Origin of the sequence: Streptomyces sp. NL15-2K, from assembly GCF_030551255.1 — a bacterium.
Taxonomy (GTDB): domain Bacteria; phylum Actinomycetota; class Actinomycetes; order Streptomycetales; family Streptomycetaceae; genus Streptomyces.
Genome location: NZ_CP130630.1, coordinates 1169654 through 1194281, shown reverse-complemented (window position 1 = coordinate 1194281; position 24628 = coordinate 1169654). Strand labels below are relative to the sequence as shown.

2 protein-coding genes (both cut by a window edge) are annotated in these 24628 nt (G+C 70.0%); both read left to right on the top strand.

The window, feature by feature from the left end:
* Positions 1-4099: the end of a non-ribosomal peptide synthase/polyketide synthase gene (locus Q4V64_RS04880; protein WP_303709019.1), read on the top strand. Its footprint begins 37172 nt before the window's first position; the window shows 4099 of its 41271 coding nt (coding positions 37173-41271); its start codon lies beyond the left edge, outside the window; the stop codon is at positions 4097-4099.
* Positions 4099-24628: the 5' portion of a non-ribosomal peptide synthase/polyketide synthase gene (locus Q4V64_RS04875; RefSeq protein ID WP_303709018.1), read on the top strand. It continues 15299 nt past the right edge of the window; the window shows 20530 of its 35829 coding nt (coding positions 1-20530); its start codon is at positions 4099-4101; its stop codon lies off the right edge, out of view. Before Q4V64_RS04880 ends, Q4V64_RS04875 begins: the two co-directional genes overlap by 1 nt.

Sequence of the window (24628 nt, the reverse complement as noted above, 5' to 3'; positions counted from 1 at the left end):
TTGGGCGTGTGATCCGGCGCAGGGTGAGGGTCTGGTGCCGATCGGTGCGCCGGTGGCCAATACCCGGGTCTTCGTGCTGGATGAGTATCTGGTTCCGGTGCCGGTCGGGGTTGCGGGTGAGTTGTATCTGTCCGGGGTTCAGTTGGCCCATGGGTATGTCGGTCGCCCGTCGCTGACCGGTGAGCGTTTCGTGGCTTGCCCGTATGCGTCGGTAGGTGAGCGGATGTACCGGACCGGGGACTTGGTGAAGTGGACCGGCGATGGCCAGTTGGTGTTCCTGGGCCGGGCGGACGAGCAGGTGAAGATCCGTGGGTTCCGGATCGAGCCGGGTGAGATCGAGGCCGTACTGCTGGAGCATCCGGGTGTGGGTCAGGCCGCCGTGGTGGCCCGCGAGGACGTGCCGGGCGACAAGCGACTGGTCGCCTACGTAGTGCCGACCGGCCAGGAGGTCGACGGACTACGGGAGTTGGTGGCTGCGCGGCTGCCGGAGTACATGATCCCGTCCGCATTCGTGCCCCTCCCCCAGCTGCCGGTCACCGTCAACGGCAAACTGGACCGGCGTGCGCTGCCCGCACCGGAGTACACCACCGGCACGGGCCGCGCACCGGCCACCGTCCACGAAGAAATCCTGTGCGCGGCCTTCGCCGACGTCCTCGGCCTGGAGTCGGTCGGGGTCGACGACAGCTTCTTCGCCCTCGGTGGCCACTCACTCCTCGCCGTGCGGCTGATCTCGCGGATACGCGCAGTCCTCGGCGCCGAGTTGCCCCTGCGGACGCTGTTCGAGGTGCAGACCGTGGCCGGGGTGGCCGCACGTCTCTCCACTCCCGGAACACACCGGGCCCGTACCCCCCTGCGAGTCGCGGCGACGCGTCCCGACCGCGTGCCGTTGTCGTTCGCGCAGCGCCGCCTGTGGTTCCTGGACCAGCTCGAAGGCCCGAGCCCGACGTACAACATCCCCGTGTCGCTCCGTCTCAGCGGCGATGTGGATGTCACCGCGCTGGGCGCGGCGCTGCGCGACGTGATCGTCCGGCACGAGTCGCTGCGGACGGTCTTCCCGGCCGTGGACGACGAGCCGTACCAGCAGATCCTCGACCCGCGCGACCTGGACTGGGAACTGGAAGTCACGCGGCTGGAGCCCGGCGAGCTGGCGGATGCCGTGGCCCGTGCGTCACGGCACACGTTCAACCTGTCGGCCGAACTACCCATCCGCGTATGGTTCTTCGACGCCGGACCGGAGGCCCGCATCCTCCTCGTACTGGTGCACCACATCGCCTCTGACGGCTGGTCGATGGGGCCGCTCGGCCGCGACCTGTCAGTGGCGTACGCGGCACGGCTGCGCGGTGAGGCCCCGGCCTGGGCCCCGCTGCCGGTGCAGTACGCCGACTACACCCTCTGGCAGCGAGACGTGCTCGGCGACGAGTCCGACCCCGGCAGCACATTGTCGGCGCAGGTCGACTACTGGCGGCAGGCGCTGGCCGGGGCACCGGAGGAGCTGGCGCTGCCGGCCGACCGGCCACGCCCGCCCGTCGCCGGCCGCCGCGCGCACCGGGTGCCCCTGGAGGTGCCGGGCGAAATCCACGGCCGGCTGGTCGACCTCGCCCGCACCGAAGGCGTCACGACGTTCATGGTCCTGCAAGCCGCACTCGCCGTGACCCTGTCGCGGCTGGGAGCCGGTACGGACATCCCGATCGGATCGCCGATCGCGGGCCGCACCGACGAGGCGCTGGACGACCTGGTCGGCTTCTTCCTCAACACGCTGGTGATCCGGACCGACCTGTCCGGCGACCCGGAGTTCCGGCAGGTGCTGGGACGGGTGCGCGAGGCGAGCCTCGGCGCGCTCGCCCACCAGGACGTGCCGTTCGAGCGGCTGGTGGAAGAACTCGCCCCGTCCAGGACACTGGGACGGCATCCGCTGTTCCAGGTCATGCTGACCCTGCAGAACAACCAGCGCGCGGCCCTCGACCTGCCCGGCCTGCGGACCGGCGGCGCGGGAGCCGTACTCGACGAGTCCGCCACGGCGCCGGGCAGGTACGACTTCTTCGTGTCGGTCGCGGAGGTGTTCGACGAGCACGGCCGACCCGCCGGACTGCGCGGCGGCGTGACCGTCACGGCGGACCTGTTCGACGAACCGGCAGCAGGCCGGATGGCCGGGCGGTTCCTGCGGGTGCTGGAGGCCGTGACCGCGGCCCCGGACCTGCGGCTCCACGCGGTGGACATCCTGGACGGCCACGAACGCGACCTGGTGCTGAACGCCTGGAACCACACCCCGACGGCTCCTCCGGAGTCGACCGTCATCGAGCTGTTTCAGCAGCGGGTTGCGGCCGACCCCGACGCGATCGCCGTGGTGGCCGACGGCGCCGAGGTGTCGTACGGCCGGCTCGACGCGGACGCGAACCGGCTCGCTCACAAGCTGCGCACCCTGGGCGCCGGCCCCGAGACGGTGGTCGGGCTGTGCCTGCCCCGAGGCCTCCAGACGATCACGGCGATCCTGGCGGTCTTCAAGGCGGGAGCGGCCTACCTGCCGATCGAAGCCCAACTCCCCGCCGAACGCGTCGCCTTCATGCTCACCGACAGTGGAGCGCGCCTGATGCTGACCGCCGGGGCGGAGGTCGGGGCACCGGCCGGCACCACCGCGGTTCCGCTGGACAACCCGGACTTGCCGTCCGAGTACCCCGAGGACGCACCGCCAGTGACGGCCGATCCCGCGCAACTGGCCTACGTCATCTACACATCGGGCTCAACAGGCACCCCCAAGGGTGTGGCGGTCACCCACGGCGGGCTGGCCGGCTATGTCTCATCGGCGGCGGATCGCCTCGGCTGGTCGGAGGCCGGCGCGCGATACGCGCTGCTGCAACCGCAGGTGACGGACCTGGGCAACACGGTCCTCTTCACCAGCCTGATCACCGGCGGCCAACTGCACATCCTGGACCCCGACTCGGTGACCGACCCGGCCGCCGTGACCGGCTACCTGCGGGACCACCGCATCGACTTCGTCAAGGCGGTGCCCTCGCACCTGGCCGCGCTGTCCGCCGCGGCCGGTGCCCGACAGGTGCTGCCGGCCCGTTCCCTGGTACTCGGCGGAGAGGCCGCCCCGACGCCATGGGTGGCCGAACTGCTGCTGGAGGCCGAAGACCGGCAGATCCACAACCACTACGGGCCGACGGAGACCACGATCGGCATCACCACCGCGCGGCTGACCCCCGACACGGTCGCCGGCGGAGTCGTGCCGATCGGCGCACCCCTCGCCGGCACCCGCGTATTCGTACTGGACGACGCACTGGAACCGGTGCCGGTCGGCGTGGCCGGTGAGCTGTACGCCGCCGGTGCCCAGGTGGCCCGGGGCTACGTGGGCAGGTCCGGGTTGACCAGTGAGCGGTTCGTGGCCTGCCCGTTCGGCCCGCCGGGGACGCGCATGTACCGCACCGGGGACCTCGTCAAATGGACGTCGGACGGGCAGTTGGTGTTCCTCGGCCGTGCCGACGAGCAGGTCAAGATCCGCGGATTCCGGATCGAACCCGCCGAGATCGAGGCGGCGCTGCGCAGCCACCCCGACGTCGCCCAGGCCGCGGTGATCACCCGCGACGACGTACCGGGAACGGGAGATCCGCGTCTCGTCGCTTACGTAGTCCCGGCCGACGGCGCAGACAGCGATGCAGGAGGGGGAGCCGACGGCCTCCGCGAGCACCTCGCACGCCTCCTGCCCGACTACATGGTCCCCGCCACCATCGTCCCGCTCCCCGAACTACCACTGACCGGCAGCGGAAAACTCGACCGCAGGTCCCTGCCCGCACCCGAGCACACCACACCCGAGACGGCTCACCGCGAGCCGGCCGACGAGAAGGAAGCCGCCCTGTGCGAGGTCTTCGCAGAGGTGCTGCAACTCCCCTCGGTCCGGGTGGACGACAGCTTCTTCGACCTCGGCGGGCACTCCCTGCTCGCGATCAGCCTGCTGTCCCGTATCCGCGCCCGGCTCGGCGTGGAAGTCAAGATCAGAACCCTCTTCGAAGCACCGACCCCGGCGGCGCTCGCAGCGAAGTTGGGCAGCGAGAAGTCAGCGACCCGACCGGCTCTTCGTCCGATGCGTAAGGAGAATCAGTGATGATTCCGTTGTCGTTCGCGCAGCGGCGGCTGTGGTTCCTGAGCCAGCTGGAGGGCCCGAGCCCGACGTACAACGTGCCGCTGGCGGTCCCGCTCCGCGGTGACCTGGACGTGGCGGCGCTGGCCGCGGCGCTGCGCGACGTGATCGTCCGCCACGAGTCGTTGCGTACGCTGTTCAAGGTCGCGGACGGCGAGCCGTACCAGCACATTCTGGCTCCGGAAGAACTCGACTGGGAACTGCGAGTACGCCATGTCGCGCCCGACGAACTCCCGGCGGCGACGGAGGAGATCGCCTGGAGCACCTTCGACCTGGCGGCCGACATGCCGATCCGGGCCTGGCTGTTCCTGACGGACACCCCGGCGGACACCGACCGTCCCGGGGCCGACGAGCAACGCCAGGCGGGCGAAGGCCTCCTGGTCGTCCTCGTCCACCACATCGCCGGCGACGGATGGTCGATGGCGCCGCTCGCCCGCGACGTGTCGAGGGCGTATGCGGCGCGGCGGCGCGGTGAGGCGCCCGACTGGGAGCCGCTGCCGGTGCAGTACGCCGACTACACGCTGTGGCAACGGGAGTTGCTGGGCGAGGAGTCGGACCCGGAGAGCCTGCTGTCGAAGCAGGTGGAGTACTGGCGGCAGGCGCTCGCCGGTGCGCCCGAGGAACTTGCGCTGCCGGTGGACCGGCCCCGTCCGGCGGTGGCCGGCCACCGTGGGCACCGGGTGCCGGTGCGGCTGTCGGCGGAGGTGCACCGCCGGGTCACGGAGCTGGCGCGCGCGGAGGGCGCCACCTCGTACATGGTGTTGCAGGCCTCCCTCGCGGTGACGCTGTCGCGCCTCGGGGCCGGCACGGACATCCCCGTCGGGTCGCCGATCGCGGGCCGTGTCGACCAGGCGCTGGAGGACATGGTCGGGTTCTTCGTCAACAACCTGGTGATCCGGACCGACCTGTCCGGCGACCCGGAGTTCCGGCAGGTGGTGCGGCGCGTCCGCGACACCAGCCTGAACGCGTTCGCGCACCAGGACGTGCCGTTCGAGCGGCTGGTGGAGGAGCTGGCCCCGGCACGCTCACAGAGCCGCAACCCGCTGTACCAGGTCGTCCTCATGATGCAGAACACCCGGCGCTCGGCGCTGGACCTGCCCGACGTGATGACGGGAGCGGCCGGGCAGCCGACGGGCGGGCGGTCGGAGGCCGGGCGCCCCACGGGTGGCGAGTCGGCCATGGTCCCGGTCCGGTTCGATCTGCACCTCGCGGTGGGGGAGCAGTTCGACGGCGAAGGCCGGCCCGCGGGTCTGCGGGGCTCGGTCATGGCGTCGGCGGATCTGTTTGACCGCAGCTCGGTTGAGGCGATCGCCGAGCGGTGGATGCGGGTGTTGAACACGGTGACCGAGGCTCCGGATGTGCGGTTGAGCGCGGTGGATGTGCTCGATGCCGATGAGCGGGACCGGGTGCTGGCACGGTGGAACGACACGGCCGTGGAGGGGGAGACGTCCTCGGTCGTGGAGCTGTTCGAGCGGCAGGTTCGGGCGGATGCGGTTGCGGTGGTGGCCGAGGGTGTCGAGTTGTCGTACGCGCAACTGGACGCGTCGGCGAATCGCCTTGCGAACTATCTGCGTGGTCAGGGTGTGGGCCGTGAGTCGGTTGTCGGGCTGTGCCTGCCGCGCGGGGCGGAGATGGTCACGGCGATCCTGGCGGTGTGGAAGGCCGGGGCGGCGTATCTGCCGGTCGATGCCGAGCTGCCGGCGGAGCGGGTGGCGTACATGCTGGCCGACAGCCGGGCAGAGTTGGTGCTGGGCACGCAGGACGCGCTTGATGACCTGCCGGTCGGGCGGGCGCGGATGGTGGCGATCGACGATCCGCTGACCGGCATGTTCCTGGAGGGCTGCTCGGAGGCGGCGCCCGGGGTGGTGCTGGACCCGGCGGGGCTGGCGTATGTGATCTATACGTCCGGTTCGACGGGTGTGCCGAAGGGTGTGGCGGTTACGCACGGTTCGCTGGCGAACTACGTGTCGTCGGTGTCGGTGCGGCTGGGGTGGTCGTTGCCGGGGGCGCGGTATGCGCTTCTTCAGGCGCAGGTGACGGACCTGGGGAACACGGTGGTGTTCACGAGCCTGGCCACGGGTGGGCAGTTGCATGTGCTGGACGAGGAGGCGGTCACCGATCCGGAAGCGGTGGCAAGCTCTCTCGCCGAGCGGCGGATCGATGCGTTCAAGGTGGTGCCGTCGCATCTGGCGGCGTTGACGGCTGCGGTGGGTGTGGAGCCGTTGCTGCCGGGGCAGTCCCTGGTCCTTGGCGGGGAGGCGGCCTCAGCCGGCTGGGTGCGGGAGCTGGTGCGGACTGCTGTTGCCGAGGGCCGGCGGGTGTTCAACCATTACGGCCCGACGGAGACCACGATCGGTGTGGCCACGGCCGAGCTGTCTGCGCACGACGACGTGGTGCCGATCGGTACGCCGATCGCCAACACTCGCCTGTTCGTGCTGGACGAGGCGCTTCAGCCGGTGCCGGTCGGAGTGCCCGGCGAGCTGTACGTGGCCGGCGTCGCACTCGCGCGCGGCTATGTCGGCCGCCCGTCCCTCACGGGCGAGCGCTTCGTGGCGTGCCCCTTCGGGACCGGCGGTGACCGGATGTACCGCACCGGAGACCTGGTGAGGTGGACCTTCGACGGTCGGCTGGTCTTCCTCGGCCGCGCCGACGAGCAGGTCAAGATCCGCGGCTTCCGCATCGAACCCGGCGAGATCGAAGCCGTACTACTCGCGCACCCGGACATCGCGCAGGCCGCGGTCGTCGCCCGCGAGGACACCCCGGGCGACCGGCGCCTGGTCGCATACGTCGTCCCCGCCGACCCCGAAACGGACACCGACACCGCCGGTCTGCACAATCTCGTGGCGGAGCGGCTGCCGGAGTACATGGTCCCGTCCGCCGTGGTGGTGCTGCCCGAGTTGCCGCTGACGAGCAACGGAAAGCTGGACCGGCGGGCGTTGCCGGCGCCTGAGTACGCCACTGGTGCGGGCCGGGGCCCGGCCACGGTGCAGGAAGAGCTGCTGTGCGCGACCTTCGCCGAGGTCTTGGGCGTGGAGCGGGTCGGTGTCGACGACAACTTCTTCCAGCTCGGTGGGCATTCGCTGCTGGCGGTGACGCTGGTCGAGCGGTTGCGGGCGCGGGGTGTGTCGGTTTCGGTGCGGGCGTTGTTCGAGGCGCCGACCCCGGCCGAGCTGGCCGAGGCCACGGGGATCGGATCGGTGGAGGTTCCCGAGAATCTGATCCCGGCCGGCGGCGCGGAGCACATCACCCCGGACATGCTGCCGTTGGTCGAGCTGTCGCAGGCGGAGATCGACCGGGTGGTGGCGACCGTCGAGGGCGGGGCGGCGAACGTGGCCGACGTCTATCCGCTGGCCCCGCTCCAGGAAGGCCTGCTCTTCCACCACCTCATGGCCGGCGAGGGCGAGGACGTCTATCTCACCCCGCGAGTCGTGGAGTTCGACTCCCGCGCCCGGCTGGAGACGTTCGCGCAGGCACTCCAGCAGGTCGTGAACCGGCATGACATCTACCGCACGGGCGTGGTGTGGGAAGGGCTGCGGGAGCCGGTCCAGGTGGTGTGGCGGCACGCGGAACTGTCCGTTGTCGAGCACTCGCTCCAAGCGGACGCCGCTGAATCGGCGCAGTGCGTCGACGAGTTGATCGCCACGGCCGGTCTTGTGATGGACCTGGGCCGTGCGCCGTTGATGGATCTGCACGTGGCCGAGGTGTCGGAGGGCCGCTGGCTGGCCGTCGTACGGATGCACCACCTGCTTCAGGACCACCTGGGCATGGACGTCCTGCTGGATGAACTGCGGGCGGTGCTGTCCGGCGAGGCGGACCGGCTGGCGCCGGCGCTGCCGTTCCGCAACTTCGTGGCGCAGACACGCGCCGTGCCCAGGGAGGAGCACGAGCGGTACTTCGCCGAAGCACTGGGCGATGTCACCGAGTCGACCGCCCCGTACGGGCTGCTGGACGTGCGTGGCGACGGCAGTGGTGTGGTCTCGGCGGCCGCGCCGGTCTCCGACGAGGTCGTGGAGGGGCTGCGGCGGGTGGCGCGGGAGCTGGGCGTCAGCCCCGCGACGGTGCTGCATGTGATGTGGGCGCGGGTGCTGGCCGCGCTGTCGGGCCGTGAGGACGTGGTGTTCGGCACGGTCCTGTTCGGTCGGATGAACGCCGGTGCGGGCGCCGACCGTGTCGTGGGCCCGTTCATGAACACCCTCCCGGTGCGCATGCAGACCGGCGGGACGGGGGTGCGCGCCGCGGTCGAGAGCATGCGGGACCGGCTCGCGGCGCTGCTGGAGCACGAGCACGCGCCGCTCGCGGTGGCGCAGAGCGCGAGCGGTGTCGCGGGCGACACACCCCTGTTCACGTCGCTGTTCAACTACCGCCATGTCAACGGTGGTTCGGAGAGCCCGGCCGGTGGCGAGGCGAACGGGCGGCGGCCGGTCGAAGGCATCCAGCGGGTCGTCGTCCAGGACCGGACCAACTATCCGGTGGCGGCGTCGGTCAGCGATCGAGGCGTGGACGGTCTGAGCTTCGGCGTGCAGACGGTCGCCCTGCTCGATCCGCGGGCGATCGTCGGGCTGATGGCCACCGCGGCGGAAAACCTCGTTCGTGCGCTCGTCGGCGCGCTGGACGGCGGCCCGGACATCTCTCTCCACGCCGTGGACGTGCTCGGCTCCGACGAGCGTGACGCGCTGCTGAGCGGATGGAACGACTCGGCGGTCGAGGTGTCCGGCTCGTCGGTTGTCGAGCTGTTCGACCGGTGGGTGGCGGACACGCCGGATGCCGTGGCAGTCGTCACCGACGGCGCGGAGCTGACGTATCGCGAGGTGGACGCGGCGGCGAATCGACTCGCGAACCACCTGCGCAGCCGGGGCGTGGGCGCCGAATCGGTGGTCGGACTGTGCCTGCCGCGTGGTGCGGAGCTGGTGACGGCGATCCTGGCCGTGTGGAAGGCCGGCGCGGCATACCTGCCCATCGACGGGCGGCTGCCGGTGGATCGAGTGGCGTTCATGCTGGCCGGCAGCGGCGCGGAGCTGGTGCTCGGGACCGAGGACGCCCTGGAGGATCTGCCGGTCGGGCGCGTGCCGTTGGTCGCCCTCGACGATCCGATGACGATCGCCCTGCTGGACGCCCACCCCACCACCGCGCCGCCCAATGTGACGATCCATCCGGCCGGGGTGGCGTATGTGATCTACACGTCCGGGTCGACAGGGACGCCGAAGGGTGTGGCGGTCGCCCATGCCGGTGCGGTCAACCTGGTGGCGACCCAGAGTGAGCGGCTGTCGGTGGGCCGGGACTCGCGGGTGCTCCAGTTCGCCTCGATCGGCTTCGACGCCGCCACGTGGGAAGTGGTCATGGCCCTCGGCACCGGAGCGGCCCTGGTGACGGCCTCGGCGGACGAACTGCTTCCGGATGGCGGGCTCGCAGAGGTCGTGGCGCGCCACGGCGTGACCCACGCGACCCTCCCCCCGGTCGTCCTCGGCGCCCTGGACGCGGGCGAACTCGCGTCGGTGACCACGCTGGTGTCGGCCGGCGAGGCACTGGACGCGGGCCTCGTCGCACGGTGGGCGACGCCGGAACGGCACTTCATCAACGCGTACGGTCCGACGGAGACGACCGTATGCGCCTCGATGTCGGCGCCGCTGGCCGCCGGCGACGAACCGTCGATCGGTACTCCCATCGCCAACACGCGCCTCTACGCGCTGGACGGCATGCTCAACCCGGTGCCGGTCGGGGTTGCCGGTGAGCTGTACGTCGCCGGCGCGGGCGTGGCGCGCGGCTACGTGGGTCGTGCGGGGCTGACGGCCGAGCGGTTCGTGGCCTGCCCCTACGGGACCGGCGGTGCGCGCATGTACCGCACCGGCGACCTGGTGAAGTGGACGGCCGACGGGCGGCTCATGTTCCTCGGCCGGGTGGACGAGCAGGTGAAGGTCCGCGGCTTCCGGATCGAACCCGGCGAGATCGAGACGCTGCTGCTGACCCACCCGAACGTGCGGCAGGCCGCCGTACTGGCCCGCGAGGACACCCCGGGTGAGAAGCGGCTGGTGGCCTACGTCGTACCAGTCGAGAACGACGGCGACCTCGGCGGCGGAATCGACCCGGACGACGTGCGTGACCTCGTGGCGGGGCGCCTGCCCGAGTACATGGTCCCGGCCGCGGTCGTGGAACTCGCAGAATTCCCGCTGACCGTCAACGGCAAGCTGGACCGCCGTGCCCTGCCCGCACCGGAATACGCGACGGGCGCGGGCCGCGGCCCCGCCACGCCCGAGGAAGAGATCCTGTGCTCGGTCTTCGCCGAGGTGCTGGGGCTGGACTCGGTGGGCGTCGACGACAGCTTCTTCGCACTGGGCGGGCATTCGCTGCTCGCGGTCCGGCTGACTGCGCGGATACGTGCGGCACTGGGCGTCGAGGTCGAGGTCAGGGCGCTGTTCGAGGCGCCCACGGTGGCGGCCCTGGCGGCCCGGTTCGCCGAGGAGGCGCGAGGCCTGGGGCGTGTCCCGCTGCGGGTGGCGGCGACGCGTCCGGAGCGGGTGCCGTTGTCGTTCGCGCAGCGGCGACTGTGGTTCCTGGCGCAGTTGGAGGGCCCGAGCCCGACGTACAACGTCTCGGTCCGGATCGGGCTGAGCGGTGTGGACGCCGTGGTGCTGGAGCAGGCGTTCCGGGACGTGATCGCCCGGCACGAGTCGCTGCGGACGGTCTTCCTGGCGGAGGACGGGGAGCCGTATCAGCACGTCCTCGACACGCGGGACGTGGACTGGCAGTTGGAGACCGCCGCGGTCGAGCCCGAGAACCTGGCTGACGCCATGGGCCAGGCGATGCAATACACCTTCGACCTGTCGGTGGAGTTGCCGGTCCGGGTGTGGCTGTTCGAGGTGGCGGGTTCGGGCGGCCAGGAGCAGGTGCTGGTGGTGGTGATGCATCACATCGCCGGTGACGGTTTGTCGATGGGGCCGCTGAGTCGGGATCTGTCGGCGGCGTATGCGGCGAGGTCGCGGGGGCAGGAGCCGACGTTCGAGCCGCTGCCGGTGCAGTATGCCGATTATGCGTTGTGGCAGCGGGAGTTGCTGGGGGAGGGGTCGGACCCGGAGAGCCTGCTGTCGCGGCAGGTGGAGTACTGGCGGGGGATGCTCGCTGGTGCGCCTGAGGAGTTGGCGTTGCCGGTGGACCGGCCGCGTCCGGTGGTGGCGAGTCATGAGGGGCATCGGGTGCCGGTGCGGGTGCCGGCGGAGGTGCACGGGCGGCTGGCGGAACTGGCCCGTGCCGAGGGTGTGACGGTGTTCATGGTGTTGCAGGCCGCGCTGGCGGTGACGCTGTCGCGGGTCGGGGCCGGGACGGACATTCCTGTGGGTTCGCCGGTGGCGGGTCGTACGGATGAGGCGTTGGACGGTCTGGTCGGGTTCTTCCTGAATACGTTGGTGATCCGGACGGATCTGTCGGGTGATCCGGAGTTCCGTGCTGTGTTGGGGAGGGTGCGGGAGGCGAGCCTGGGGGCTCTTGCTCATCAGGATGTGCCGTTCGAGCGGTTGGTGGAGGAGTTGGCGCCGTCTCGGTCGATGGCGCGGCATCCGTTGGCGCAGGTGGTGCTGACGATGCAGACCACGGGGGATGCGGCGCTGGACATGCCCGGCGTCCGCACCGGCGGAGGCGGCGGTGGCGAGGGCGGGCCCGTGGGCCTGGACGCGAGCGCGCTGACCTCCGTGAAGTTCGACCTGTGGTTCTCACTGCGGGAGACGCATGACGCCGAGGGGCGTCCGGCGGGGCTGCGCGGTGCGGTGACGGTGGCGGCGGACCTGTTCGACGCGTCTGCGGCGGACCGGTTCGCGCGGTGGTTCGGCCGGGTGCTTGAGGTTGTGACGGCGACTCCGGATGTGCGGTTGAGCGCGGTGGAGGTGCTTGACACAGCGGAGCGGGGCCGGGTGCTGCGGGAGTGGAACGACACCGCGGTGGAGGCGGGGACGTCGTCTTCGGTGGTGGAGCTGTTCGAGCGGCGGGTGGCTGCGGCTCCGGATGCGGTGGCGGTGGTCGCCGAGGGCGTCGAGCTGTCGTACGGCCGACTTGGGGCGCAGGTCGATCGGTTGGCCTGCTACCTGCGTGACATGGGTGTGGGGCGCGAGTCGCTGGTGGGCTTGTGCCTGCCGCGTGGCGTGGAGATGGTCACGGCGATTCTGGCGGTGTGGAAGGCGGGCGCGGCCTATCTGCCGATCGACGCCGAGCTGCCCGTCGAGCGGCTGGCTTACATGCTGGCCGACAGTGGTGCGCAGGTGGTGCTGGGGACTCAGGACGCGCTGGATGACCTGCCGGTGGGGCGGGTGCGGATGGTGGCGATCGACGATCCGGTGACCGGTGTGGTCCTGGACGGTTATGCGGGTGCGGCGGCGCCCGGGGTGGCGGTCGAGCCGGCGGGGCTGGCGTATGTGATCTATACGTCGGGGTCGACGGGTGTGCCGAAGGGTGTGGCGGTCACGCACGGTTCGCTGGCCAACTATGTCTCGTCGGTGTCGGTGCGGCTGGGCTGGTCGTTGCCGGGGGCGAAGTATGCGCTTCTTCAGGCGCAGGTGACGGACCTGGGGAACACGGTGGTGTTCACCAGTCTGGCCACGGGTGGGCAGTTGCATGTGCTGGACGCGGGGGCGGTGACTGATCCGGAGGCGGTGGCGGAGTATCTCGCCGAGCAGCGGATCGATGCGTTCAAGGTGGTGCCGTCGCATTTGGCTGCCTTGACGGCCGCGGTCGGTGTCGAGCCGTTGCTGCCGGCGGGGTCGCTGGTGCTTGGTGGTGAGGCGGCGGGCGTTGGCTGGGTGCGGGAGCTGGTGGAGACGGCTGCTGCCGGTGGCCGGCGGGTGTTCAACCACTACGGGCCGACGGAGACCACGATTGGCGTGGCCACGGTCGAACTGTCGCCGCACGCTGACGTGGTGCCGATCGGTACGCCGATCGCCAACACCAGCCTGTTCGTGCTGGACGAGGCGCTTCAGCCGGTGCCGGTGGGGGTTGCGGGTGAGCTGTATGTGGCTGGTGCCGGGGTGGCGCGCGGGTATGTGGGGCGTCCGTCGTTGACGGGTGAGCGGTTTGTTGCGTGTCCGTACGGTTCCGGTGGCGAGCGGATGTACCGGACCGGGGACCTGGTGAAGTGGACCGGCGATGGCCAGTTGGTGTTCCTGGGCCGGGCGGACGAGCAGGTGAAGGTGCGCGGCTTCCGGATCGAGCCCGGTGAGATCGAGGCCGTGCTGCTGACGCATCCGGACGTCGCGCAGGTGGCGGTCGTGGCCCGTGAGGATGCGGTGGGTGACCGGCGGCTGGTGGCCTACGTGGTGCCAGTGGAGCAGGAGGTCGACGGGCTGCGGGAGTTGGTCGCGTCGCGGCTGCCGGAGTACATGGTCCCGGCCGCCTTCGTCACGCTGGCGGAACTGCCGCTGACCGCCAACGGGAAGCTGGACCGGCGTGCCCTGCCCGCACCGGAGTACGTCACCGGTGGCGGTCGAGGCCCGGCCACGCCTGAGGAAGAGATCCTGTGCGCGGCGTTCGCCGAGGTGCTGGGGCTGGAGTCGGTGGGGGTTGACGACAGCTTCTTCGACCTCGGTGGGCATTCGCTGCTGGCGGTGCGGCTGGTGTCGCGGATTCGTGTGGTGCTGGGGGTCGAGGTCGAGGTCCGGGCGCTGTTCGAGGCGCCTACGGTGGCCGGGCTGGCGGGGCGTCTCGCCGAGGACGGTGCGGGCCGGGCTCGTACGGCGTTGCGGGCGTGGGCGCGTCCGGAGCGGGTGCCGTTGTCGTTCGCGCAGCGGCGGCTGTGGTTCCTGGCGCAGTTGGAGGGGCCGAGCGCGACGTACAACGTGCCGGTGCCCATCCGGCTTGGCAGTGTGGACGTCGCTGCTCTCGGGGCTGCGCTGCGTGATGTGATCGAGCGGCACGAGTCGCTGCGGACGCTCTTCCCGGCCGTGGACGGAGAGCCGTACCAGCAGATCCTCCGCCCAGAGGAGATCGACTGGGAACTCCAGGTCACTCAGGTGTCGTCGTCCGAGGAGCTGCCTGAGGCCGTGAGGCAGGCGTCGCGGTACGCCTTCGATCTGGCGGTGGAGCTGCCGATCCGGGCGTGGCTGTTCGAGGCCGGCGCGGAGCGGGTTCTGCTGGTGGTCATGCACCACATCGCGAGTGATGGTTGGTCGCGTGGTCCGCTGGCCAGGGACGTGTCGGTGGCGTATGCGGCGCGGGTGCGGGGTGAGGGTCCGGTGTGGGAGCCGTTGCCGGTGCAGTACGCGGATTATGCGTTGTGGCAGCGGGAGTTGCTGGGGGAGGAGTCTGACCCGCAGAGCTTGCTGTCGGCGCAGGTGGAGTACTGGCGTGGGGTGTTGGCCGGTGCGCCTGAGGAGTTGGCGTTGCCGGTGGACCGGCCGCGGCCGGCTGTGGCGAGTCACATCGGTCACCGGGTGCCGATGCGTTTGTCGGCGGAGGTGCATCAGCGGTGCGTGGAGCTGGCGCGTGCTGAGGGCGTGACGGTCTTCATGGTGGTGCAGGCTGCGTTGGCGGTGACGCTGTCGCGGCTGGGGGCGGGGACGGACATTCCTGTGGGTTCGGCGGTGGCGGGTCGTACCGATGAGGCGCTGGATGATCTGGTCGGTTTCTTCGTCAATACGTTGGTGATCCGGACGGATCTGTCGGGTGATCCGGAGTTCCGTGCTGTGTTGGGGCGGGTGCGGGAGGCGAGCCTTGGGGCTCTTGCGCATCAGGATGTGCCGTTCGAGCGGTTGGTGGAGGAGCTTGCTCCGGAGCGGTCGTTGGCGCGGCATCCGTTGTTCCAGGTGATGCTCACCGTGCAGAACGTCGGGCGTGGTGGGTTGGAGCTGCCGGGTGCTCGTGCCGGTGGGGAGCCGGTGGTGGGTGGTGGTGTGGCCACGGTGGCGGCGAAGTTCGACCTTGATCTGTCGTTGTCGGAGGTGTTCGACGAGGAGGGTCGTCCTGCTGGTTTGCGGGGTGGTCTGACGGCGTCGGCGGATCTGTTCGAGGCGGGGAGTGCTGAGCGGATCGCGGGGTGGTTCGGCGGGGTGCTGGAGTCGGTGACGGCGGTGCCTGACGTGCGGGTGCGCGAGGTTGACGTACTCGGATCGGGCGAGCGTGACCTGCTTCTGCGGCGGTGGAATGACACGGCGTCGGGTGTGGCGGGTGTGTCGGTGGTGGAGTTGTTCGAGGAGTGGGCTGCCGCTGATCCGGGTGCGGTGGCGGTGGTGGCTGATGGTGTGGAGCTGTCGTATGGGGAGTTGGATGCGGCGGCGAATCGTCTGGCGAATTGGCTGCGGGGGCGGGGTGTGGGCCGGGAGTCGGTGGTGGGTCTGTGTCTGCCGCGTGGCGCGGAGATGATCGTCGGGATTGTGGGGGTGTGGAAGGCCGGGGCGGCTTATCTGCCGGTCGATGCTGGGCTGCCGGCTGAGCGGGTGGAGTTCATGCTGGCTGATGCCGGTGTGGGTGTGGTGATCGGTTCGGACGATCTCGCGGGGGTGGCGGGCGTTTCGGATGCCTCGCCGGGTGTGGTGGGTGATCTGGCGTATGTGATCTATACGTCGGGGTCGACGGGTGTGCCGAAGGGTGTGGCCGTTTCGCATTCCTCGTTGGCGAATTTGGTGGGTGTGTTCGGTCCGGTGATGGGTGCGGGTCCAGGGGTTGGGGTGTTGCAGTTCGCGTCGTTCAGTTTCGATGCGTCGGTGTTGGATGTGGCGGTGGCGTTGTCGTCCGGTGCTGCTTTGTGGGTCGCCAGTGTCGGGCAGCGGGAGCAGCCTCGGCGGTTGCGGGAGTTGGTGGGGGTTCGGGCGGCGAGTGTGGTGCCGTCGTTGCTGGGGGTGTTGGAGCCGGAGGATCTGGCACGGGTGGAGACCCTGTTGGTGGGTGCTGAGGCGATCAGTGAGGTGGCGGCGCGGCGTTGGTCGGTGGGGCGTCGGCTGGTGAACACCTATGGGCCGACTGAGGCGACGGTGATGGTGGCGGCTGAGGTGGTGGAGGCGGGGCGTTCGGGTCCGGTGCCGTTCGGGCGGCCGATTGCCAATACCCGTTTGTACGTTCTCGACGAGGCACTTCAGCCGGTGCCGGTCGGGGTCAGGGGTGAGTTGTATGTGGCGGGTGCCGGGCTGGCGCGGGGGTACGTCCGTCGTCCGTCGTTGACGGGTGAGCGGTTTGTGGCGTGCCCGTACGGCTCTGGTGGGGAGCGGATGTACCGGACCGGGGACCTGGTCAAGTGGACTCTGGATGGGCAACTGCTGTTCGCCGGGCGGGCGGACACGCAGGTCAAGGTGCGCGGTTTCCGGGTCGAGCCCGGTGAGATCGAGGCCGTATTGCTGACGCGTCCGGACGTTGCCCAGGCCGCCGTCGTGGTTCGTGAGGACGCGTTGGTGGCGTATGTGGTGCCGGTTGGCCAGGAGGCCGGTGGGCTGCGGGAGTTGGTGGCTTCGCGGTTGCCGGAGTACATGGTTCCGGCGGCGTTCGTCATGCTGGCGGAGTTGCCGTTGACCGCGAACGGCAAGCTGGACCGTCAGGCGTTGCCGGCTCCGGAGTACGCCACAGGTGCGGGACGTGCCCCGGCCACGGTGCGGGAGGAGATTCTCTGCGCGACCTTCGCCGACGTACTGGGCGTGGAGAGGGTCGGGGTCGACGACAACTTCTTCCAGCTCGGTGGGCATTCGCTGCTTGCGGTGCGGCTCGTTGAGCGGTTGCGGGCTCGGGGTGTGTCGGTGTCGGTGCGGGCGCTGTTCGAGTCGCCCACCCCGGCCGGTTTGGCGGGCGCGGCCGGCGTCGGGTCGGTGGAGGTTCCGGAGAATCTGATCCCCGCCGGTGGTGCGGAGCGGATCACCCCGGACATGCTGCCGCTGGTCGAGCTGTCGCAGGCCGAGATCGACCGGGTGGTCGCGACGGTCGACGGCGGCGCGGCGAACGTGGCCGACGTCTATCCGCTGGCCCCGCTCCAGGAGGGCATGTTCTTCCACCACCTCATGGCGGGTGACGGAGAGGACATCTACCTGACCGCGCGGGTGGTGGAGTTTGCGTCACGGTCCCGGTTCGAGACGTTCGTGCAGGCGTTGCAGCGGGTGGTGGACCGGCATGACATCTATCGCACGGGTGTGGTGTGGGAGGGGCTGCGTGAGCCCGTCCAGGTGGTGTGGCGGCACGCGGAACTGCCGGTTGTCGAGCACGTCCTTGAGGTGGATTCCGCGGAGCCCGCGCACCGGGTGGAGGCCCTGATCGCCCTGGCAGGCTCCGCATTGGACCTGAGGCGTGCGCCGTTGATGGATCTGCATGCGGCCGAGATCCCGGAGGGCCGCTGGCTCGCTGTCGTGCGGATGCACCACATGTTGCAGGACCACCTGGGCATGGACGTCCTCCTTCAGGAGCTGCGTGCGGTGCTGACCGGCGAGGCGGAGCGTATGGCGCCGGCGCTGCCGTTCCGGAACTTCGTCGCGCAGACGCGGGCCGTTCCAAGGGAGGAGCACGAGCGGTACTTCGCTCAGCTGCTGGGCGATGTCACCGAGCCGACGGCGCCGTACGGGCTCCTCAATGTACGGGGCGGCGAGGGCGACACGGTAACTGAACGGGTCCCCGTGTCCGGCGAGACGGCGGTTCGGCTGCGGGAGCTGGCGCGCGAACTCGGGGTCAGTACGGCGACGGTGCTGCATGTGGTGTGGGCGCGGGTGCTGGCGGCGCTGTCCGGGCGTGATGACGTGGTGTTCGGCACGGTGTTGTTCGGGCGGATGAATGCCGGTGCGGGTGCCGACCGGGTGCTGGGACCGTTCATCAACACCCTTCCCGTACGGGTGCGGACCGGTGAGGTGGGGGTGCGTGCGGCGGTCGAGGGGATGCGGGAGCAGTTGGCGGCGCTGCTGGAGCACGAGCACGCTCCGCTCGCGGTGGCTCAGCGTGCGAGCGGCGTCGCGGGCGATGCGCCCCTCTTCACCTCGCTGTTCAATTACCGGCATATCACCGGCGCTTCGGAGAACCCGACCGGCGCGGAAGAGAACGAGCAGCAGCGGCCTGTGGAGGGAATCCGGAACGTTCTGGTCCGGGAGCGGACCAACTACCCGGTGGCGGTGTCGGTCAACGACGTCGGCCCGGACAACCTTGGCTTCAGCGTGGAGGCCGTCACCTCGATCGACGCGACCGCGGTCTGCCGACTGCTGCACACCACGCTGGAGAACCTGCTCGACGCGCTGGCTGACACACTGATCGGCGGTCCGGACGTTGCCCTGCGCTCCGTGGGCGTGCTGGATGCCGGTGAGCGGGATGTGTTGTTGCGGCGGTGGAATGACACGGCGTCGGGTGTGGCGGGTGTGTCGGTGGTGGAGTTGTTCGAGGAGTGGGCTGCCGCTGATCCGGGTGCGGTGGCGGTGGTGGCTGATGGTGTGGAGCTGTCGTATGGGGAGTTGGATGCGGCGGCGAATCGTCTGGCGAATTGGCTGCGGGGTCGGGGTGTGGGCCGGGAGTCGGTGGTGGGTCTGTGTCTGCCGCGTGGCGCGGAGATGATCGTCGGGATTGTGGGGGTGTGGAAGGCCGGCGCGGCCTATCTGCCGGTCGACGCCGGTCTGCCGGCTGAGCGGGTGGAGTTCATGCTGGCTGATGCCGGTGTGGGTGTGGTGATCGGTCCGGATGATCTGGATCGTTCGGGTGGCTCGTCGGACTCTGCGCCGGGTGTGGTGGGTGATCTGGCGTATGTGATCTATACGTCGGGGTCGACGGGTGTGCCGAAGGGCGTGGCCGTCTCGCATTCCTCGCTGGCGAATCTGGTGGACGTGTTCGGTCCGGTGATGGGTGCGGGTCCGGGGGTTGGGGTGTTGCAGTTCGCGTCGTTCAGTTTTGACGCGTCGGTGTTGGATGTGGGGGTGGCGTTGTCGTCCGGTGCTGCTTTGTGGGTCGCCAGTGATGCTCAGCGGGAGCAGCCGGGCAGGTTGCGGGAGTTGGTGGGGGTTCGGGCGGCGAGTGTGGTGCCGTCGTTGCTGGAGGTGTTGGAGCCTGAGGATCTGGCGCATGTGGGGCCGATGGTGGTGGGGGCTGAGGCGGTCGGTGAGGTGGTGGCGCGTAGGTGGTCGGTGGGGCGTCGGTTGGTGCATGCGTATGGGCCGACCGAGTCGACGGTGATCACGGCGATTGGGACGGTGGATGGGGGGCGTTCGGGTCCGGTGCCGTTCGGGCGGCCGATTGCCAATAGTCGGCTGTATGTGCTGGATGAGGCGCTTGAGCCGGTGCCGGTCGGGGTCACGGGTGAGTTGTACGTGGCCGGCGCGGGACTCGCGCGCGGGTACATCCGTCGTCCGTCGTTGACGGGTGAGCGGTTTGTGGCGTGCCCGTACGGTTCCGGTGGGGAGCGGATGTACCGGACCGGGGACCTGGTCAAGTGGACTCCGGATGGGCAACTGCTGTTCGCCGGGCGGGCGGACACGCAGGTCAAGGTGCGGGGCTTCCGGATCGAGCCCGGTGAGATCGAGGCCGTGCTGCTGACGCATCCGGACGTTGACCAGGCGGCCGTCGTGGCTCGCGAGGACATCCCGGGTGAGAAGCGGCTGATCGCATACGTCGTGCCGGCTGGCCAGGAGGCCCAGGGGCTGCGGGAGTTGGTGGCGTCGCGGCTCCCGGAGTACATGGTTCCGACGGCGTTCGTCACCCTGCCGGAACTCCCGTTGACGGTCAACGGAAAGCTGGACCGGCGGGCGTTGCCGGCTCCTGAGTACGCCACTGGGACGGGCCGGGGTCCGGCGACGGTGCAGGAAGAGCTGCTGTGCGCGACCTTCGCCGAGGTCCTGGGTATGGAGAGGGTCGGAGTCGACGACAACTTCTTCCAGCTCGGTGGGCACTCCCTCCTGGCCGTCAGGCTCATCTCGCGGATACGCGCGGTGCTGGGTGTGGAGGTCGGGATACGGGCGCTGTTCGAGACGCCGACGCCCGGCGGTTTGGCGGCGCGCCTCGCGGAGCGGGGCACTGGCCAGGCCCGTACGGCGCTGGCGATCGCGGCGACGCGTCCGGAGCGGGTGCCGTTGTCGTTCGCCCAGCGGCGCCTGTGGTTCCTGGCGCAGTTGGAGGGCCCGAACGCGCTCTACAACCTGCCGACGACGATCCGGCTGAACGGCGCGGTGGATGTCGCCGCGCTGGACGCGGCGCTGCGTGACGTGATCGTGCGGCACGAGTCGTTGCGGACGGTGTTCCCGGCCGTGGACGGAGAGCCGTACCAGCACATCCTCGACGAGCGCGACCTGGACTGGGCACTCCAGGTGTCGGACGTGGCGCCCGAGGATCTGGCGGACGCGGTGCGGCAGGCGTCGCGGTACGCCTTCGATCTGTCGGTGGAGCTGCCCATCCGGGCGTGGCTGTTCCAGACCGGGCCGGACGAGCGGGCTCTGGTTGTCGTGGTGCATCACATCGCCGGCGACGGCTGGTCGATCGGCGCCCTGCGGCGTGACTTCTCGCGCGCGTACGCGGCGAGGTCGCGGGGGCAGGAGCCGACGTTCGAGCCGCTGCCGGTGCAGTATGCCGATTACGCGTTGTGGCAGCGGGAGTTGCTGGGGGAGGAGTCTGACCCGCAGAGCTTGCTGTCGGCGCAGGTTGAGTACTGGCGTGGGGTGTTGGCCGGTGCGCCTGAGGAGTTGGTGTTGCCGGTGGACCGGCCGCGGCCGGCGGTGGCCGGCCATCGCGGTCACGCCGTGCCGGTGCGGGTGTCGGCGGAGGTGCATCAGCGGTTGGTGGAGCTGGCGCGTGCTGAGGGCGTGACGGTCTTCATGGTGGTGCAGGCTGCGTTGGCGGTGACGCTGTCGCGGCTGGGGGCGGGGACGGACATCCCGGTGGGTTCGGCGGTGGCGGGTCGTACGGATGAGGCGTTGGATGATCTGGTCGGTTTCTTCGTCAATACGTTGGTGATCCGGACGGATCTGTCGGGTGATCCGGAGTTCCGTGCTGTGTTGGGGCGGGTGCGGGAGGCGAGCCTTGGGGCTCTTGCGCATCAGGATGTGCCGTTCGAGCGGTTGGTGGAGGAGCTTGCTCCGGAGCGGTCGTTGGCGCGGCATCCGCTGTTCCAGGTGATGCTTACCGTGCAGAACATCGAACGCGCCACGTCGGAACTCCCCGACATGAACGCCAGGAGCGCGCCGCTGGACAGCTCGCTCCTGGTGTCGAGGTTCGACCTTGATCTGTCGCTGTCGGAGGTGTTCGACGAGGAGGGCCGTCCGGCTGGGCTTCGGGGCGGATTGATCGCGTCGGCGGACTTGTTCGAGGCGGGGAGTGCTGAGCGGATCGCGGGGTGGTTCGCCGGGGTGCTGGAGTCGGTGACTGCGGTGCCTGACGTGCGGGTGCGCGAGGTTGACGTACTCGGATCGGGCGAGCGTGACCTGCTTCTGCGGCGGTGGAATGACACGGCGTCGGGTGTGGCGGGTGTGTCGGTGGTGGAGTTGTTCGAGGAGTGGGCTGCCGCTGATGCGGGTGCGGTGGCGGTGGTGGCTGATGGTGTGGAGCTGTCGTATGGGGAGTTGGATGCGGCGGCGAACCGTCTGGCTCACTGTCTGCGGGGGCGGGGTGTGGGCCGGGAGTCGGTGGTGGGTCTGCGTTTGCCGCGTGGCACGGAGATGATCGTCGGGATTGTGGGGGTGTGGAAGGCCGGCGCGGCTTATCTGCCGGTCGATGCTGGGCTGCCGGCTGAGCGGGTGGAGTTCATGCTGGCTGATGCCGGTGTGGGTGTGGTGATCGGTTCGGACGATCTCGCGGGGGTGGCGGGCGTTTCGGATGCCTCGCCGGGTGTGGTGGGTGATCTGGCGTATGTGATCTATACGTCGGGGTCGACGGGTGTGCCGAAGGGCGTGGCCGTCTCGCATTCCTCGTTGGCGAATCTGGTGGACGTGTTCGGTCCGGTGATGGGTGCGGGTCCGGGGGTTGGGGTGTTGCAGTTCGCGTCGTTCAGTTTTGACGCGTCGGTGCTGGATGTGGCGGTGGCGTTGTCGTCCGGTGCCACTTTGTGGGTCGCCAGTGATGCTCAGCGGGAGCAGCCGGGCAGGTTGCGGGAGTTGGTGGGGGTGCGGGCGGCGAGTGTGGTGCCGTCGTTGCTGGGGGTGTTGGAGCCGGAGGATCTGGCGCAGGTGGAGACCCTGTTGGTGGGTGCTGAGGCGATCAGTGAGGTGGCGGCGCGGCGTTGGTCGGTGGGGCGTCGGCTGGTGAACACCTATGGGCCGACCGAGGCGACGGTGATGGTGGCGGCCGAGGTGGTGGAGGCGGGGCGTTCGGGTCCGGTGCCGTTCGGGCGGCCGATTGCCAATACCCGTCTGTACGTTCTCGACGAGGCACTTCAGCCGGTGCCGGTCGGGGTCACGGGTGAGTTGTATGTGGCGGGTGCCGGGCTGGCGCGGGGGTACGTCCGTCGTCCGTCGTTGACGGGTGAGCGGTTTGTGGCGTGCCCGTACGGCTCTGGTGGGGAGCGGATGTACCGGACCGGGGACCTGGTCAAGTGGACTCTGGATGGGCAACTGCTGTTCGCCGGGCGGGCGGACACGCAGGTCAAGGTGCGCGGTTTCCGGGTCGAGCCCGGTGAGATCGAGGCCGTACTGCTGACGCGTCCGGACGTCGCCCAGGCCGCCGTCGTGGTTCGTGAGGACGCGTTGGTGGCGTACGTGGTGCCGGCCGACCAGCATGCCGACACCCTGGAGGTCGAGGCGCTGCGGGCGCTGGTTGGGGGGCGGCTTCCGGAGTACATGGTCCCGGCTGCCGTCGTGGTCCTGCCCGAGCTGCCGCTCACGGCCAACGGCAAGCTCGACCGCAAGGCCCTGCCGGCGCCCGAGTACGCCACTGGTGCGGGCCGGGGCCCGGCCACGGTGCAGGAAGAGCTGCTGTGCGCGACCTTCGCCGACGTACTGGGCGTGGAGAGGGTCGGGGTCGACGACAACTTCTTCCAGCTCGGTGGGCATTCGCTGCTGGCGGTGACGTTGGTCGAGCGGTTGCGGGCTCGGGGTGTGTCGGTGTCGGTGCGGGCGTTGTTCGAGGCGCCGACGCCGGCCGGTTTGGCGGGTGCGGCCGGCGTCGGGTCGGTGGAGGTCCCGGAGAACCTGATCCCGGCCGGTGGTGCGGAGCGGATCACCCCGGACATGCTGCCGCTGGTCGACCTGTCGCAGGCCGAGATCGACCAGGTGGTCGGGACGGTCGACGGCGGGGCGGCGAACGTGGCCGACGTCTATCCGCTGGCCCCGCTCCAGGAGGGCCTTCTCTTCCACCACCTCATGGCGAGTGGAAGCGCCGACACTTACGTGACGGTGCGAGTGGTGGAGTTCGACTCCCGTTCCCGGCTGGAGACCTTTGCGCAGGCGCTCCAGCAGGTGGTGGACCGGCACGACATCTACCGCACGGGTGTGGTGTGGGAAGGGCTGCGGGAGCCGGTCCAAGTGGTGTGGCGGAACGCGGAACTACCGGTCGTCGAGCACGAGATCGACGGCGGGCACGCGGAGCCCGTGGAGGCCCTGATCGCCCTGGCGGGCCTGGCGATGGATCTCGGTCGTGCGCCGTTGATGGATCTGCACGTGGCCGAGCGGACGGAGGGCCGCTGGCTGGCCGTCGTACGGATGCATCACCTGCTTCAGGACCACATGGGCATGGACGTCCTGCTCCAGGAACTCAGGGTCATGCTGTCCGGTGAGGCGGATCGGCTGGCGCCTGCGCTTCCGTTCCGGAACTTCGTGGCGCAGACGCGGGCGGTGCCGAGGGAGGAGCACGAGCGGTTCTTCGCCGAGTTGCTGGGTGATGCGACCGAGCCGACCGCGCCGTACGGGCTCCTTGATGTACGCGGGGACGGCAGCCGGGTGATCGAGGCCGGCGTGCACCTCACCGACGAGGTCACCGAGGGCTTGCGGCGGGTGGCGCGGGAACTGGGAGTCAGTACGGCGACCGTGCTGCATGTGGTGTGGGCCCGGGTGGTGGCTGTGCTGTCCGGACGGGACGATGTGGTGTTCGGCACTGTGCTGTTGGGACGGATGAACGCGGGTGCGGGTGCGGACCGTGTGGTGGGCCCGTTCATCAACACGCTTCCCGTGCGGCTGCTGACCGGTGGAGTGGGGGTGCGCGCGGCGGTCGAGGGGATGCGGGAGCAGTTGGCCGCGCTGCTGGAGCATGAGCATGCGCCGTTGGCGGTGGCGCAGCGGGTCAGTGGTGTCGTGGGCGATGCGCCTCTCTTCACCTCGCTGTTCAACTACCGGCACATCACTGACTCTTCGGACAGCCCGACGGGACAGCGGCCGGTGACGGGGATACGGACGGTCTTCGCGGAGGAGCGGACCAACTATCCGGTGGCGGTCTCGGTCAACGATCGCGGGACGCGGGGTCTGAGTCTGAGTGTGCAGACGGTTGACGTGCTCGATCCGCGTGCGCTGGGCGCACTGCTGTGCACGGCGGCGGCGAACGTGGTCGACGCACTCACCGAAGCCCTGGACGGCGGCCCGGACATGTCGCTGGGCACGGTGAACGTGCTCGGAGCCGACGAGCGTGAACGGCTGCTCCACGGATGGAATGACACAGCCACGG